Source organism: Paenibacillus sp. J22P218, assembly GCF_056269195.1.
This window is the reverse complement of the sequence record NZ_JBWDNL010000001.1, coordinates 1,182,742-1,198,600: the sequence shown is the minus strand read 5'-3', so window position 1 is coordinate 1,198,600 and position 15,859 is coordinate 1,182,742. Positions and strand designations below refer to the sequence as shown.

The window sequence follows — 15,859 nt, the reverse complement described above, 5'->3', positions numbered from 1 at the left end:
GACCCTGTCCACATCATAGCATTGCAGGATGACATTTACAGTCCGATTTTTGTTTGATAATAAACTTTTCGAAGCAGCGAAGAAAGAGCAAGGAGTGCTCCATAAACTCATCCAATAGTTGCTACTTTGTAATCGACATATACAGCAAACCACCTATCTTAATCATATTTTTTTGAAGGATTATGAATGCATATGTAGAATTATCCATTAATATGAAGTTAAAGGGGGATATTATGCCGTTTCTAGAATCTGTAGGATCAAAAGTTTTAGCAGGCACAATGGTTGAAATTATTAAACGAACCGGGATGAAATTAATGGGGGATAAACAATTATTTAATCTCCATCAAGAAATTCAATCGACCATATTAGAAGTGCTTTCAGAAAATGAAAGCAGCGGATTAAACTCATATATGGAATTACCAAGTACAATAAACTATATTCATAACTTTATAAGACTGCTCCCATTCAAAGATTATAACGCACAGGGATTAAAAGACTTTGTATCAACCTCCGATTTTATTCATTTCCTGACGCGAGAATCGATTAAACATATGGTTGCAGGACAATATAACGTTCCCAGTCAAAGAGCATTAGAAAACTTCTTCTCAAACTTCATAGCCGTAATCGAAAGAAATCTGATTATGGAAATCCCTGATGAGCTTGCCGTGCTTCCGCGAATCATAACTGCAAACATTGAACAAATACTCCGCGCGTATCATGAAAGCGGCGCAGCGTCCTCCATCTTAGTAGTCGATTACGAAGAGAAAAGACGTGAGTATTTAAATAGTGCCAAACATATATTCACCAAAAATCATGTTCCGGGTATTGATATATTGGATTTCGAAGAGTACTATATCTATCCAAAATTCAATTTCTTTAACAATAACAGCGAAAGCAACCGTCATCTTCCCTTTGATGAAGATCAAGAAATCATCGAATGGAAAGATATTTTTCTACGATCTAACCTTATTTCCATTGTTGGAGGACCAGGTTACGGGAAAACATTGTTCTTAAAGAACTTAGTCGTTAACTCCCACTTACTGAATGTTAACAACCCCGATAAATACTTGCCTATATACTGTAACTTAAAAGAATATATAGAGAAAAAACGGAATTTTAAAGGTTTTTCGTTTAAAGAATTTTTAGTCGAATCCATAGTAGAGTACACAGGTTCGAATGCGAGTATTGAAATGATCGAGTATTTCTTGAAACGTGGAGAATGCCTCATCTTTTTAGATGCTTTAGATGAAGTCGATTCATCGGAGCGAGAGAAATGTTCGAAAATAATAATTAGCTTTTATAAAAGCATAAACACTAATAATAAACTATGTATAACGACAAGAGACCGAAGTCTGATCCCTGAAACACCCATCGTTCTTAAGGTCAAAGACATTGAAGCAAACGATGTGATTGAATATCTTAAGTTAATGTCACGTATAAACGAATTTAGAGAAATAGATATTGATGATTTTATAAAACAGATTAAACCATTAATTGATAAGACGTTTGTAGTAAACCTACTCACAGTAGCGTTAATGGTGAAAATTTATAAAGCAGATCGAAAAATTCCAGAAAATAAAATTGATTTATTCGATAAATGTGTAAATTACACCGCAAAGGAAAGAGAACGAGATAAGAAAGTAGCATTCGATTTCGATAAAATGGGGTCTGTTATAAATAATGATGTGACTTTTGAGAATCTTGCATTTTTGAGTAAACCAAATAACAAAGAAGTCCACAGAAATACGATCATGATTAATTTATTGGATATTTTTCAAGATGAGTATAGAGATCGAAATGATGCATCTAATGCTATTGAACATTTTTTAAATTTTTGCAGAGATCGAACAGAGCTGTACATACAAGGAATGAAAGAAGAACACTATAAGTTTTTTCATCGATCCTTTTTTGAGTTTTTCTATGCGAAGTATTTGGTAAAGAACACTTTAGGTCCAGTTGCTATTTTCAACGAACTTCATAAATTTAGCGCTGATTCAGAACTGCATGAATTATTGATTGCATATCTTAAAAATTACAATTACAATCGATATCAAAAACTGATCGATACGGTTCTTGACAAGTTTGAAAAATCGGATGATCCGCGTACAGCTCAATTAGCTTTGGATATGGTGCATTTTTCCGATCAATTCAGCCACAAAAAGAAGCTGTATCATATTTTAATCCAAAGAGGCCAACTGAAAACTATTGGACAAATGAATTATCGCTTTTATAATTTAAGTACTATTCTTGATTCTATGTTAATTTTTGATGATTTCATGGACAACCTTATTGATAAATACCCAAGTCAATTAGTTTTGGCATTCATTCAGCTTCATGAGGAAATAAACGATTCATTTCTTCATGTTCAAAATGATAGTAATATTGCCAGTGCTTTCCGAATGACCTCTAATATCATTAATAATGAAAAACTAAAACCTTTTATAATCCATTTAACATTTGATGAGTTTGTTAGTTTTACGGGTAAGATCGAAAAGCTAAATGATGAATTGGAGTTTGTAGAACTCAAACCAAATGAACTGTTGGATATATTCAATTATATTAAAACAATAGAGTTTACTTTTAATGAGATGTAATCGTTCGATTAATCCTGTCGAATAGTTGTTGATTTCATTCTTCGTTAACCTTTATATACAAAAAAAGCCATCGATTCCGAATAGGAGCCGATGGCTTTTACCATTTTACTAATTACAGGCCTGCAGCAGCGTACACTTTGTCGAAGCCGGCTTTGGAGCGCTCGACGAGGCTTTCCGTCGTGCCTTGCGGCGCTTCTGCGCTCAATATTTCCTGCACGATCGCGCCTTTGTAGCCGATCTTATGAAGCGAGCTAAGGAATCCGGCCAAGTCGATAACGCCTTCGCCCGGGTATACCCTGCCATTATCAAGCGCTTCCGCGACCGGTACGTTAGGCGCGTCGTTGATATGAACATGAACGATCTGCTCCGGACGAAGCGCCTCAATGTCCGCTGTGCCGAGCTCATTCGTGTACCAGTGGTAAGCGTCGAACAGCAAGCCTACGTTGCTCTCACCAATTGTATCGATCCAATCAAGCGTTTCTTGCAGCGTCCAGATGAACGGATTCGCCCAGCGCGTACGCAAGTGATGCGGGCCTACGAACTCCAGGCCGAGACGGATGCCGTAAGCGCCAAGCACTTGCGCGCAAGTGCGCAAGCGGCGAGTTGCCAGCGCCATGAAGTGCGCAGCAGGCAAATCCGTAGACGGCAAAATATACGTGCAGCAGCTCGTGCAGCCAAGCGATGCCGCAGCCGCAGCCGTGGCAGCCAGACCCTTCAAGCCCTCGCGAAATGCCTCTTCCGTCCCGCGCCATTCCACAGGAAGTCCGATCGAGCCGATCACGACTCCGTTCGATGCGAGCAATTCGCGAGCTTGTTCCAATCCATGACGCTCAATAAGGCCGCGAGCGTCGATGTCAACGGCTTGGAAGCCGTATTTCGCCGCGAGCTCAATGAGCTGCTCATCGCTGTCCAGCTTGCCTAGACCTGCGCCTGACAATCCTCTTAACATGTTGTCACTTCTCCCCTCATTAAGTAAGTTATTAAATATCCCAGTTCAGCTTCACTTCGTTGCCCGTCCGGGACGATTCGTAAATCGCATCTAGAATCAGGTTGTTCGTAAAGCCGGTAAGCGCCGAAGTGATCGGCTGTTTGCCCTCGCGAATGCATTCGAGGAAGTGACGGCTTAGACGTTGTCTCTCGCCTTCGTCATTGTCCGCTTTGGACAGCTCGGTTTCGATCGGACGATCGAATTTCTCGGTCAGCAGCTTGCCCTTCCCACCGCGGTAGCTTGCGCCGCCCTCGGAGCCCATCAAGTGAATGAACGGAGTATTGTCGGTATCCATATGAACCGCCCAGCTTACTTCGAGCGACAGCGTGCTGCCGTCTTCCATTTTGATAAGCGCCGTTGCCAAGTCTTCCACGTCGTAGCTGCCGTCCCAGTTCGGCTTGCCCCATGTGCCGATGCCCTTGCGCTTCGGACCAAACTCCGCATACGTTGCGCCGTATACCGATACCGGTTTTGGATTGCCCATTAAATACAAGGCAAGGTCTAGCATGTGTACGCCGATATCGATCAACGGGCCCCCGCCGGCCTCGTCCATTTTCGTGAACCAAGTGCCCCAGCCCGGAATGCCTTTGCGACGGAACCAGCCTGTTTTGGCCGTATAAATCTTGCCTAACTCGCCGCGTTCAACCTGCTCCTTAATCTGCATCGGAACCGATTCCCAGCGCATCTGGTGTCCGACCATTACGACTTTGTCAGATGCCTGGCTTGCTTTCAAGATTTGACGGGCAGCGTCGCTATTGATCCCCATCGGCTTCTCAAGCAGAACATGTTTGCCTGCTTCCAGCGCTTGAAGCGCAAGCGGAGCATGGAATTGATTCGGAACGCCTACAATTACCGCGTCCACGTCCGAGCGGGAGATAAGCTCCTCCGGGGAAGCAGCTACGTTCGCTATTCCGAATTCTTTAGCACGCTCTTGCGCGAGCGGCAAGTAAGCATCTGTGATCGCCGTAATCTCGCATTGATCTGCTAGTTTAGTAAATTCCGTCGCATGCACACGGCCGATATTGCCTGCGCCAATGATGCCAATTCTAATTTTATTGTTGCTTGCCATAATAATAAGCCTCCCGCAATGTTTCAGTCATTGTTATTTGTGCTGCATGCAGCTAACTTAAATCCATTCACCCTACGTACTTTATGGTAAAATAAAAAGATAAAGAAAGCGCGCTCTTTCTTCGATAAAAGTCTCAGTTTTTCGGAGGTAGCTATAGAAGATGACCTATTTTCCTGATTACTTGAAATCGTTTCCAAATATGGACACCTCTTCACCGCTTCATATTAATTTGAATCGGTTGGATAGCGGCTTCCGTCCTCATCGGCATGATTTTTTGGAATTCTCCTATGTGATCGACGGCGCAGGCGCAGAAGCCATCAATGATGTCACTCATGTTATGAAGCCCGGCACGTTCACCTTCGTGCTTCCTTATCAAGTGCATGAAATATTCACGGAGCAGGACAGCACGCTTGTCCTTTATAATTGCAATTTCAGCATGGACTTGCTGATGGGACCAGGGCGTGATGAATCGCTCAATGATTTCATCGAACAATCCGCGCTTCCGTCCTTCGTCCAGCTAGACGGGCAAGCAAGCGAGAAGATGCACGCCCTCGTAGAAGAAATGTACGCCGAATATAAGAGCGAAAAGCCTTGGAGATTAACGCTGCTTCAATTAAAGCTTAAGGAAATATTGATCCACTTCGATCGCGAACGGCGTATAGCAGCTCCGCAACCTATGGATGCCCAGCCCGCCAGTAAGAAGAGTTACTCGGTATGGCCGATCATTCACTATATCCATCTGCATTACCAAGAGGATCTGTCGCTTACCGACCTATCTGCCAAGTTCTCAATGAGCATATCCCGCATTAGCGAGGTTATTAAGGAAACGACAGGCCAGACTTTCGTACACTTCCTGCACGATTTGCGGCTTCGCCATGCTTGCAGCCTGCTTGTATCGACGGAGATGAGCGTGTCGGAGATCGCTTTCGAGGTCGGCTATGGCTCGTACAAGACGTTCTCGCGTATTTTCCATGAGAAAAAAGGCGTCGTGCCGAAGGATTATCGCAAATTGAAAAGGTTCAGCGCAAGCACGGCAGCTGCTGTTATAACCGATGCTCATTAGATCACGTAATGATCATTATCGAACGAAAGCCGGGCCCGCTTGTTAAGCTGGCTCGGCTTTTCCCGTTCAATTGGTATAATGAATAACGGCGCTTACAACCCCTGCCACAACGAGACAGCCGTAAACGATAAAAGAAATAATCATCAACTGTCGCCTACTCACAGCTCCGCTTCCCTTCTGCGTCATAATAGGCTATGCCTCTTTCCTATGCCATACTATGCAGACCGTGACAAATGCGGAGATTGTCCGCGGGATTTCTTTATTTCCGCAACCGGGGCTATTTGCATGTTCTCACTTACCAGTAATTGTATTACAATAGACGTAATTAATAGACCGACATCATTCGTCATGAATCGCCTTAAGCTGAATACTGATCCGAAGAGAGGTACTTATATGTCATTCGAGCATCAACAGAAGGCGGCGAGCAAGCATATTGCTTCCAAATCCAGCGATACGACGGCAGCAGCCGGGAGCGCGGCGAGTCAAGCTTCCATGTCCTCCTCACAGCAGCAGCAACTGCAATTACAGCAAGCGGGCGGCAATCAGGCTGCATTGCAATTGCAGCGCGGACAAGCCGCTCAGCGGAAAGCTGACGGTGGCCCAGCGGAAGGCGGTGCAGCCTCTGGCGGTTTAGGGGGCGGCAAGCTTCCGTTGCCTATGTATGACAAAATACAAGCCGCATTCAATGTCGACCCATCCAGCGTAAACATTCACGCGAATTCATCCGAAGCTTCGAAGGTCGGCGCGCTTGCATATACACAAGGAAACGATATCCACTTCGCGCCGGGACAATATAATCCCGACTCCTCGCAAGGCCAGGAGCTAATCGGCCACGAAATGACCCATGTCGTACAGCAGCGCGCTGGCAAAGTGAAGCCGACGACGGAAATCGGCGGCATGCCCGTCAACGACGACCCGAAGCTCGAACGCGAAGCAGAGAGTATGGGCAGGCGCACTGCCGCGGCCAGCAGTCCGGCCCAGCTCTCTGCCGATCCGACTGCCGCAGCCTCCGCTTCCTCAGGAGGAGGCTCGCATGCAAAGGCGCCTATTCAGCGTCTGCCTACCCGCAGGCAGATGGAGAAGGAATTAAATCCTAAGTCGAACTTTCTTTTCATTAAGAACAGCACTCGGGTGAAGTCATTCCTCTCCCTCCTCGACAAGTTCAATAACTATGTGGACGGGACGGATGTTGGACGAACAGCCGACGCGATCAAGAAACAGATGGTCGTGCTCAAGTCGCTGTACGGCAGCATCGAGCAATCCGCGCTTCAATATATAGAGAGCAAGGAGGAGGGCGGCAAGCAGGATGCGATGGCTCAATTCGTTGAGCGATTGAAGCGAGAACGAGCGCTTATGCTTTTGAAGGCGCAGAACTTTGTCGACACCCCTCCCGATCTTCCGCCAAAATGGTTCATCGTCATGACCAGCCTGCGCGGCATGGACCCAACGACAATTAAAGATATTAACAAGACCGGCGAGAGCGGCAGCGGAGCGCTCAACTCCGTTGATTTCGTCAATCTCGGTGATCGCGAAGGCGTCTTCAAGGGCGACAAGCAGAGGATCGTGGAAGGAAGCGAGCTGCAGGACGCATCCGAAGCCGAGAAGCGCTCGGCGGACACGGAGCATTGGGTAGCGAGCAAGATGGCCAAGATCAATACGAATGATGCGCATATGGCAGCGCGCAATGTAGCGGCCTCAAGGCTCGACAAATGGCTGGGAGCAGGCGTCATCGCACATGCCGAATTTGCGCTCCACGAGAGCGGAGGCACAGTCAAATCCGGCTCTTTCATGGAGAAAGCCAAAGGGCAGCAAGCGGGCAAGTTCGAGACGACGACAATCGACTTCGCCGACCCGGTGCTGCAGCGGAGTCTCTCGCGCTTACAGCTTATGGATGCGCTGTGTATGCAGGTCGATCGCCATACGGGCAACTTTTTCGTCCAGACAGACGATAGCGGCAACGTTCTTGGCATTACCGGCATCGATAATGATATGTCGTTCGGAGAGCGGACGGAGGTGCATAAGGGCTCACAGGAATATCCGGGTCTGAGTCGTTTCGTCGACAAAGACTTGGCGGAGCGCATCATCGCGCTTCAAGACGACGATCTCATCTTCATTGTCGCTGATATACTGTCTGCCGCCGAGGTGAAGGCACTGCTTACGCGGCTTAGCTTGCTGAAGGCGCATCTGAAGAAGCTGAAGAGCGACGGCAAGCTGCTCGACGCCGGCGACTGGAATAAACAGACATCGGACGACCAGCTGGAAGAGAAAACAAACTATTTGAACACCTTCAATTGGAAGCTCACGAAGACGTAACAAGCAGGACTGCGCGGCAGTCCTGCTTGTTTTCTTTGTTTTACGGGTACATTATACTCTAGCAACCAGCTGTCTATGATCCTCATTTGTCTCGTAAGGCTATCGCACAAGCCATTCCAATGGGATGAGCATATCTTATATTAGACTACTAGGAAAGGAGCTGACAGAATAATGTGTTGCAAACCATTTTGCCCAACTGTTCGCGTATACGATCCTCCTGTCACGGTTGTAAACGACGTATTTCACCCACAAATCGTGGAAGTCGTTCATCAAGTGAATGTCGTTACCCGTCACCACTGCGTGCCGTGTGAAAAACATATCTATGAATATTGTTACCACGATGAAGGGCTCTCCCAAAGTGGGGAAGATAGCAGTAACGGAACTTCTACTATTTCCAAAACGAAATCGAGAAAAAAACAAAAACGTTCCAAACGATAATCCTGATGAGTTAAAAAACAAAGAAGAAGGGCAACCGATCGTTTCATCGGAATGCCCTTCTCTTGTTAATAGCCTTTGCTTCTTATATAGGCTCGCTTTTTCTTTCAGCAAAATGATAGACGCCCAGCCTTTGATCGGTCTCGCGAATCCGATGAATCAGCCGGCACAGATTACCCATCATATCAGCATCCCTCGTGGTCGAGGCGGCTTGATACAAGGTGTGGAGACAGCCTAGCGCGTGGTCCCTGTTGACTGCGCCATTCCTTAAGTTACTTAGAACTTTCTCCGTCTCGGCATTAATGAACCATACGACACGCTGTTTTAAAGAAGAATTTTTCAACGATCAGCCCTCCGATGAATGTCATGAAGCTTACATTAATCAGTATAACGATCCTCTGCCAAAAACACTGTCGAAGAACGACGTCGAAAAACGACTTGTTTGGTTGGTTTTCTGCCAGTAAAAGTCAATTATTTCAATTCGCTAACCGTTCCCCGCTGACGGGATGGAATGAAAGCCGATGCAAGCAGGACAAGCATGCTCACGGCGCCAAGCCATACCAGCACAGTGGTCGCATGGTTCATCGACAAGCCTTGGCCGAAGAAGAAGATTTCGCGCAATCCGTCGATCATGAAACGCATCGGAAGCCATGTCAGCACATAATCCTGATAGAACGAAGGCAGGAACTCAGCCGGCATATTAAGCAGCGGTCCCCCGAAGAATAAAAAGATCACAAAGATGGCCATCCCTTTGATGCCGATCAACGAAAATACGGCAGAAATCATTAGGAAGAAAGCGGTGTAGCTGATCGCAAGGAATAGCGCCGTTTCATTGAACTGCGGAATGTTAAGACCCCAGCTGTCAGCGAACCATGTGAAGCTATAGCCTGCTAATAAGGCGAGTACAATGCCGCAGATGACTTGCATAGCATTTACCTTTAGCTTCGCTATAGGGGATGTGAGCTTCAAGCTTTGTTTTACGAACAAGAAAATAATGCTGCCAACTATACTTGCCATCCATAACGGCTGGAACAATGCGAAAGGCGCGTTGCCGCCCGCACTATGCGTACCTGTCACGTTCACATTCGTTACGTCTTTGACAATCGGCGCTGCCATCGCTGCTGCTTGTTTCGTGGACACCGTTCCGCCCTGCTCATCGAAGAACGCTATCAGCTCGCTTTGCAGCTTCGCATTAACGCCGTCTACCATCTGATTCAGCGCTTGGCTTGCCATTGTTGAAGCCATCGTGCTCATCCCTTGATTGACGTATATGCTTATATGAGCTTGTGTCGGGTCAGGTGAGCGCAGTGAAGCTTGATTGCGGCTGAAGTCGGCAGGAATGACGAGCGCTGCGTAATATTGCTGATCGTTAAGACCTGCTTGAACCTCTTCATCACTACCAACGACTACCCACTTGATCGGCGCCTCTTCATCTGTCGCGCTAGCCGCGGCTTGCGCATTCTGAATAATAAGCTCGCCCATGTTCACATTGCCTTGATTCGGAATGTCGACTCCTTCATCCTCGTTCACAATCGCAATCGGCAATTGTTTCGGTGCCGGATTAATGGAAGGAATAGACGTCAGGCTAAATATAAATAATACAGCAATAACGATAATCGGCAGTAATAATGTCAGTTTGTTTTTGAATAAATTCATGGTAAGCCTCTCCCTCTCTTATCTCAAAACTTTCATTGATTGAACGTACGTTCAATAAAATGGCCCAAATAAATCCTTGAACGCCGGTTGTCGCGAGGCGGTTCAAGGATTCTATTGCTCCCATAAGGTGACGGTAAAATCGATCATCTCTTTAATATACTTTCCTTTGTCCTGCTCCTGCACGAGTTCGATACCGATAATTTCGCTAAGGATAAGCTGCATGCCAGCGCCTACAACTTGCCTCGAAGCAAGATCGTAATTAAGCTCGCGAATCTCGCCCTTCTCATGCCGTGCTTGCAGGAAATCTTTGAAAAATTGCTTCTGTACTTGTATAAATCCGCTTAGCTTCTCTCGCTCTTCCTTCTCGAGCACATCGCTCTCGCGAATCAATATCCGTGCCGAATCCATATCTTCCATGAACAGCTCGTACATGCGTCTGATCAGCGCGACAAGCGCTTCACGGAGCGGTAATTGCTCGATATGTTTATTGACTAACGATATTTCCGTGAATCTCCGTTCAAAGCTTTCTTGAAGCAGCACCGATAATATTTCGCGTTTGCCGCCAGGAAAATAATGATAAAGAATACCATCCCCCATGTTCAACTTCCGATTAATTGCACGTACGGGAGTGCCGTGATAGCCTTTCTCGGCGAACAGCGCTTTAGCTGTCTCAAGCAGCTTCTCTCTTGTTTCGGCTGCCTGTTCCTTGCGTGTGTTACGAGCCATGCTGATCACGTTCTCCTTTCATTCAACGTTCGTTTAACGAAATATTACGTCAATCCAGTCATAATGTCAACTCATAGTCCATCCTTTATTTAGGACAACAGACGCCCGCCACATTGGCGGACGTCTGAATTTAAACTAGATTGATTGTATTATCCAGTACCTGATTACATTGTTCCTCCGCCTCGGCGGATGTTAGCTGGAATCTGTTCCGGACCACGATTTATATTGTCATAAATAAACTGGGCGACTGCACGTTCATTGAAACCGTCCAACACCATCGTCTTTGTCCATGCTGTCACGACAAGCTCTGTGCCTTCTGGAAGCTCATCGTTAGGAACGGCTAGTACGCCAGCGCCTGCCTCACGGAACTTCGCTAAATATTGCAAAAGGTTTACTTGATCGTGAGTAGCGGATGGACGGTAATGGATAATAATGTCGCCATGCTCCAGATTGTGAACGAGCAGCTCGAAGTCCGGCCGTTCGCTATAAAAGCCGAATTTAATGTCATGCGGGCTATGCGGTCCCGAAGTCGGGATGCTCATCTCGTAATCGACCTTGCTGTCGGTATGATCCGCACCGAAATATTCGTCGGTTTTTACCTCTATCTTCATATCGTAATTCAACTCTGCGACATCATACGTCTGCATCCACTTTGGCAAGTAATGTACAAACACGAGAATAAGCGCGACGACAATGAGCAAATGGCCCGATAGACGCCACTTCTTCACGGTCTGCTTCAACAAATTCCGCTCTTCCTTCTTCATTCGGTTGACATTTAATTTATTTTTGCGGGCGGCCAAAACATAACTTACGATGGCAATGATAAGGATAAGTCCTGCAGCATATAACCAAATTGCCGATTCCGATCCTTGATTGTGCATATTAATATGAGTTTCCATAATTGGTTACAACACGACCTTTCTTTCGATAATTATGTCATTGCTAATACGGTCAGCGCCATAAGAAACAGCAGCGCATACACGGAAATGACGATTGCAGGCGTCTCCAGCTTAACCGGAATCGCTCGCTGCGGTTCAATAAGCTGGCGCAGCCTATAGTTGATAGCTTCATCAGAGAACGAGGCGAGAACGGGACTCGTCGAAGCGCTGCGGATGATGCCGCTGCTTTGCACCATTTTCAACAACGCGCCTCCTAGCCCAAGCTCTGAGCCCGTTGCCTTGATAGCATGCTCGTCCGCTCGCAGCTCGCACATGATCTTGTAATTCGCATGCGACCATCTCGCTAACGGAATGAACCAAAGCGACTGCGCGATAAGCTGGAGCACAAATAGCTTCAATGCGTCATAGTTGTGACGATGGAACGCCTCATGCGCAATAACGGCCTCGAGCTCCTGCTCGTCCAGCAGCCCTACAAGACCACTCGATAAGACGATCATCGGCTTACGGAATCCCATTGTGAACGCAAGCGGCTCCGCTCGGTCGATGACGATCATCGATGCACGAGGCGAAACATGAAATCTATGCTTTAATTCTTCCGTATACTGGTGCAAGTGAAGCGAAATCATTGCTGCTTTGAAGCGTGTTAAGCGTACGTATTGCTGGATTATTCTCATGAGTGCTATGAGCACCATATGGATAATGAACGCATTCATTGCATAAGTAATCAGGTTATAATACCACGATTGCTGCTTAAATAAGCTAAGACAGAACTTGAAAATATTCAGATGCACATTCATTCCGAACATAAGATGAGCCGCATACATGCCGATCTGTCCAAGCACGACCAGAGCGATAAGTATGCTTAACGACAGGACGATATTCGATTTCGTTTTCCAACTTGTCATTGGCTGTCCTTCTTAAGCTGTCTTAACTTGGCCTCCAGCTGCTGAATCAACGACTCGTCAACGTCTTTAATCGCATCGAGCATGTGGTTGATGACAACGCCTCCGAACTCGTCAATTAAGTTCTCGGTCAGCTTCCTTGATTGCTCTTCGATGAAAATCTCCTTCGACTGGGTCGGACGATACAAGGAAAGCCTTCCTTGCAATCTCCTCTGCAGAATGCCCTTCTCGACTAACCGATTCATCACGGTCATAACCGTATTGAAGTTAACGGGCTTGTCTTGTGCAAGCTTATGCTGAACGTCCTTGATGCACAGCTCCTCCGCATCCCACAGCAGCTCCATCACTTTCGCTTCCAAGGAGCCAAAAAACCGGTTCAAACCGATTTCATCATATTTAAAATGATTGATTTTCATTCCGCTCCCCCTCCACTACACATTATAGTGCAACGACCCGCACCAGTTCAAGCTGCTTCCTTTTAATAACATCTCACCTCTAATAATCCGACAAAATATCGCCATATTTGCAAAACGTCCTCCAATACTACTACAATAGTAATTAACAAATCTAAGGAGGCTTCCCACTATGAGCACATTTAAATCTTGGCTGCAGAGCAGCAAGCAAGGGCTGACCGATCAAGTTAAAAAGTTTAAAAATAAAGAATTTCTGGACGCAGTCGTGGCAGGATGCGCGATTGTCGCTGGAGCCGACGGCTCTATTGATTCCGCCGAGAAACAAAAAATGACCGGCTACATAAGCCGCAGCGAAGAATTAAAAGTATTCGATATGAGCGACGTCATTAACCGTTTCAACCATTTCGCAAGCAATATCGAATTTGACGGCATGATCGGCAAGCAAGAAGCGCTTAAGGCGATTGCGAAGTTCCGCAGCAAGCCTGATGTCGCACGCGTCATCGTTGGCGTATGCAGCGCGATCGGCGCAGCGGACGGCAACTTCGATCCGCATGAGAAAGCAGCGGTTACCGATATTTGCAACGCGCTTGGTTTGAACCCTAGCGAATTCAGCTTGTAATCGTTATGGAATGAAGAAGAGCCCCTTACGCGAGATAACGCGTAAGGGGCTCTTTTGATTGATACTTATGGGATTAGAGCGTATAAATTTGAGACACTTTTCCATTCGTGAACGTTACGTATTGGCTTAAGCCGTAACCCCACGTTTCAATTGTAATACCGCTACCGCTTACAACACTAGAGGAACTCGGATCCCCCCACGACAGAAGGACTTGATCCTTCGTCATGCCGACGCCGATTTTCTCGGCTTTGACTGCTGTCCATATTTTCGTGGACCAGTTATATTTTTTGTACGGATCATACGTCAACAGATAGTAGTCTGTAGCTAGATACGATTCTACGGCACTGCTGCCATACAATACGCTTGACTTGACTTTAACGCCTTTCGTCGTTTGGAAAACAATTACGTAATCTTTTGATGCATCGGGAATGATATCAACAATCGTTAGTTTAATGAATCGGTCTGCACCTGGAACATGGTTAGACCAATATGACTTTCCAATGTACTTCGTTAAAGTACCAAGCGCCTCTCTCTTCAGCACGTTCGCTGTTTCAGGCGTTTCGATTTTCATTTTGGCTGCGCCGAACAAGATCGTGATCGTCTTGTACTTGGCATCCCATTGCAGCTTAGCACCGAATACTTTCGTCAACAAGGCTGCGGGGAATACGGCCGTTCCGTTTGCCGTTTGAATCGGACCTCCGAGCACTACCTCCTTGCCATTCACGGTGGCTTTGGCTTCGCCTGACTTCAGCTTGATCGCCGTGCTTCCAACCTTGATATCGAATGTCTTCGACGCTGCTGTATACACAACCGTACCGCCGAGCGATTTGAAGACCGATTGGATAGGCACATAAGTTACATTCTTAATCTGCGCTGCATTTTTAAGGTTCGCGCTCAAACTTGCCGATACGGATAATGTCTTCGTTAATTTACCGGAAGTTACTGTTACTTTCGTCTCGCCGACGCCTAATACTTTAAAAGTTCCGTTGGCCATTGGTTTCAACAAATGAGGCTTTTCAACCGTCACAGTCGCTTGACTCAAAGGAATTTTTACAACGGAGCCGTTCGTTAATTTCTCAGAAATATCCGCTTTAATACTGTCGCCAACCTCAGGCTTAAGGTCGGACAAAGTAAAGCTTACGCTCGCAACTTCAGGAAGAGTTATCGTTTTAATAATTCCATCGTCATATGACTTCCATGTACCGTCTGATAATCCATAATAAAATGACTCCGGAACATCTAACGGTATAGCTTTAACTGCATTTCCGATTCCAGTAAATGAAGTAACCAGTTTATCATCATCCCCGGAATCGCCAGTAGTCCATACCGATCCATTTTTTAACGTAACCAGTAATTGTCCATTACTTGCAAACTTCATAAACACTGCATCCGTTGTTATCGTTTTTGGGATTAAATCAAGATCCTTACTGTCCATATCGAAGTCATATATGTTGTACAGGATCACCTTGCCGCTGCTATCCATTACTGCGGTGCTCCCATATCCGTCAGTCTCTATAGCTACAATAGAAGACGGATCACTGACCACAACAAGCGGTTTAGCATATCCGCTGTATTTAATGACGCCGGAATTGGAGAGAGTTGTATATCTTTCATATTCGCCCACTGATATTAAACGAATGTCGGAAAGGCCATTTACCTTTTTACCGTCAGTCTTCCATACGGTTCCATCCTTTTTAACATAGTATCCGTGCGAGATTTGGCTAATGCCTGTTTGAGTCTTATCCACAGTAGGTTTCAAAACTCTATTCCATTCGATGAGCTCACCAGCTTTGGTTAAACCGTAACTATCGAACGAATCTCCAACTATTGCAACAGCATCTAGTTGTACATGCACATTGCCATTAATGTTAGTCGCCCATATCGAACCGTCATCCAATAGCACATTGCCGTAAGAGATGGATACGATTTTTGGACTACTCGTCGTTGCAGCAGATGCAAGACCGGCCGGTAGCATTAACGCCGACATGATTAAACAAAGAACAACAAAATATGAAACATTTCTTTTCAAAACGATCTCTCCTCACTTATGTAATAGGAATATTGTACCATGTACACAGCGTACAGGTAAGGGAAATTCAGGAATTTTCAATTACGTTATCTTGCTTTTATATCGATTAATGCGTTCAGCTGGCATCCTTAGCGGGTATACTAAAGCTAGAGG

Annotated in this window: 13 protein-coding genes; 4 read left to right on the top strand and 9 right to left on the bottom strand. The window is 45.9% G+C overall.

Going from position 1 to position 15,859, the window contains the following annotated elements; all coding sequences use genetic code 11:
- Nucleotides 1–233: 233 nt before the first annotated feature.
- Nucleotides 234–2,594 (top strand): NACHT domain-containing protein, encoded by a 2,361-nt coding sequence (locus AC0YN0_RS04815; protein ID WP_475820244.1) that lies wholly within the window; start codon nucleotides 234–236, stop codon nucleotides 2,592–2,594.
- 112 nt (nucleotides 2,595–2,706) lie between these two features.
- Here AC0YN0_RS04815 and AC0YN0_RS04810 read toward each other — a convergent pair whose 3' ends face one another.
- Together AC0YN0_RS04810 and AC0YN0_RS04805 are read right to left on the bottom strand one after the other, a co-directional pair.
- Nucleotides 2,707–3,543, bottom strand: a complete 837-nt coding sequence (locus tag AC0YN0_RS04810; protein WP_475820243.1) for a sugar phosphate isomerase/epimerase family protein — start codon at nucleotides 3,541–3,543, stop codon at nucleotides 2,707–2,709.
- Between the two features lie 31 nt (nucleotides 3,544–3,574).
- Nucleotides 3,575–4,651, bottom strand: coding sequence for a Gfo/Idh/MocA family protein (locus tag AC0YN0_RS04805; RefSeq protein ID WP_475820242.1), 1,077 nt, complete (start codon nucleotides 4,649–4,651; stop codon nucleotides 3,575–3,577).
- Nucleotides 4,652–4,811: 160 nt separating this feature from the next.
- Here AC0YN0_RS04805 and AC0YN0_RS04800 point away from each other — a divergent pair, with 160 nt between their 5' ends.
- Together AC0YN0_RS04800 and AC0YN0_RS04795 are read left to right on the top strand one after the other, a co-directional pair.
- The gene (locus AC0YN0_RS04800) at nucleotides 4,812–5,714 is read left to right on the top strand and encodes an AraC family transcriptional regulator (RefSeq protein ID WP_475820241.1); all 903 of its coding nucleotides are present in this window, start codon (nucleotides 4,812–4,814) and stop codon (nucleotides 5,712–5,714) included.
- 393 nt (nucleotides 5,715–6,107) lie between these two features.
- Complete coding sequence (locus AC0YN0_RS04795) at nucleotides 6,108–8,027, top strand: eCIS core domain-containing protein (RefSeq protein ID WP_475820240.1); 1,920 nt, start codon at nucleotides 6,108–6,110, stop codon at nucleotides 8,025–8,027.
- 520 nt (nucleotides 8,028–8,547) lie between these two features.
- Here the strand turns inward: AC0YN0_RS04795 and AC0YN0_RS04790 are convergent.
- The 6 genes from AC0YN0_RS04790 to AC0YN0_RS04765 all read right to left on the bottom strand — a co-directional run bounded on the left by AC0YN0_RS04790 (nucleotide 8,548) and on the right by AC0YN0_RS04765 (nucleotide 13,061).
- Nucleotides 8,548–8,805 carry a hypothetical protein gene (locus tag AC0YN0_RS04790; RefSeq protein ID WP_442049885.1) on the bottom strand — a complete coding sequence of 86 codons (258 nt, stop codon included), beginning with the start codon at nucleotides 8,803–8,805 and terminating at the stop codon, nucleotides 8,548–8,550.
- Nucleotides 8,806–8,933: 128 nt separating this feature from the next.
- The gene (locus AC0YN0_RS04785) at nucleotides 8,934–10,118 is read right to left on the bottom strand and encodes a YhgE/Pip domain-containing protein (protein ID WP_475820239.1); all 1,185 of its coding nucleotides are present in this window, start codon (nucleotides 10,116–10,118) and stop codon (nucleotides 8,934–8,936) included.
- A 111-nt stretch (nucleotides 10,119–10,229) separates the two neighbouring features.
- Nucleotides 10,230–10,844 (bottom strand): TetR/AcrR family transcriptional regulator, encoded by a 615-nt coding sequence (locus AC0YN0_RS04780; RefSeq protein ID WP_475820238.1) that lies wholly within the window; start codon nucleotides 10,842–10,844, stop codon nucleotides 10,230–10,232.
- Between the two features lie 164 nt (nucleotides 10,845–11,008).
- On the bottom strand, nucleotides 11,009–11,725 hold the full coding sequence (locus AC0YN0_RS04775) for a DUF3105 domain-containing protein (protein ID WP_475820237.1): 717 nt from the start codon (nucleotides 11,723–11,725) through the stop codon (nucleotides 11,009–11,011).
- 50 nt (nucleotides 11,726–11,775) lie between these two features.
- Nucleotides 11,776–12,648, bottom strand: a complete 873-nt coding sequence (locus AC0YN0_RS04770) for a M56 family metallopeptidase (RefSeq protein ID WP_475820236.1) — start codon at nucleotides 12,646–12,648, stop codon at nucleotides 11,776–11,778.
- Entirely contained in the window at nucleotides 12,645–13,061 is a 417-nt protein-coding gene (locus AC0YN0_RS04765; protein WP_442049890.1) for a BlaI/MecI/CopY family transcriptional regulator, read from the bottom strand. The genes AC0YN0_RS04770 and AC0YN0_RS04765 overlap by 4 nt, the downstream gene beginning before the upstream one ends.
- A 169-nt stretch (nucleotides 13,062–13,230) precedes the next feature.
- On the opposite strand from AC0YN0_RS04765, the gene AC0YN0_RS04760 reads away from it, so the two are divergent.
- Nucleotides 13,231–13,677, top strand: coding sequence for a tellurite resistance TerB family protein (locus AC0YN0_RS04760; protein ID WP_337098446.1), 447 nt, complete (start codon nucleotides 13,231–13,233; stop codon nucleotides 13,675–13,677).
- Nucleotides 13,678–13,750: 73 nt separating this feature from the next.
- Here AC0YN0_RS04760 and AC0YN0_RS04755 read toward each other — a convergent pair whose 3' ends face one another.
- Nucleotides 13,751–15,706 carry a stalk domain-containing protein gene (locus AC0YN0_RS04755; protein WP_475820235.1) on the bottom strand — a complete coding sequence of 652 codons (1,956 nt, stop codon included), beginning with the start codon at nucleotides 15,704–15,706 and terminating at the stop codon, nucleotides 13,751–13,753.
- Nucleotides 15,707–15,859: the final 153 nt, after the last annotated feature.

Excerpts from the sequence above, each read along its gene's own strand:
- AC0YN0_RS04770 (WP_475820236.1), bottom strand. The coding sequence starts at position 12,648 with ATGACAAGTTGGAAAACGAAATCGAATATCGTCCTGTCGTTAAGCATA.
- AC0YN0_RS04800 (WP_475820241.1), top strand. The coding sequence starts at position 4,812 with ATGACCTATTTTCCTGATTACTTGAAATCGTTTCCAAATATGGACACC.
- AC0YN0_RS04775 (WP_475820237.1), bottom strand. The coding sequence starts at position 11,725 with ATGCACAATCAAGGATCGGAATCGGCAATTTGGTTATATGCTGCAGGA.
- AC0YN0_RS04795 (WP_475820240.1), top strand. The coding sequence starts at position 6,108 with ATGTCATTCGAGCATCAACAGAAGGCGGCGAGCAAGCATATTGCTTCC.
- AC0YN0_RS04780 (WP_475820238.1), bottom strand. The coding sequence starts at position 10,844 with ATGGCTCGTAACACACGCAAGGAACAGGCAGCCGAAACAAGAGAGAAG.
- AC0YN0_RS04785 (WP_475820239.1), bottom strand. The coding sequence starts at position 10,118 with ATGAATTTATTCAAAAACAAACTGACATTATTACTGCCGATTATCGTT.
- AC0YN0_RS04810 (WP_475820243.1), bottom strand. The coding sequence starts at position 3,543 with ATGTTAAGAGGATTGTCAGGCGCAGGTCTAGGCAAGCTGGACAGCGAT.
- AC0YN0_RS04815 (WP_475820244.1), top strand. The coding sequence starts at position 234 with ATGCCGTTTCTAGAATCTGTAGGATCAAAAGTTTTAGCAGGCACAATG.
- AC0YN0_RS04765 (WP_442049890.1), bottom strand. The coding sequence starts at position 13,061 with ATGAAAATCAATCATTTTAAATATGATGAAATCGGTTTGAACCGGTTT.
- AC0YN0_RS04760 (WP_337098446.1), top strand. The coding sequence starts at position 13,231 with ATGAGCACATTTAAATCTTGGCTGCAGAGCAGCAAGCAAGGGCTGACC.
- AC0YN0_RS04805 (WP_475820242.1), bottom strand. The coding sequence starts at position 4,651 with ATGGCAAGCAACAATAAAATTAGAATTGGCATCATTGGCGCAGGCAAT.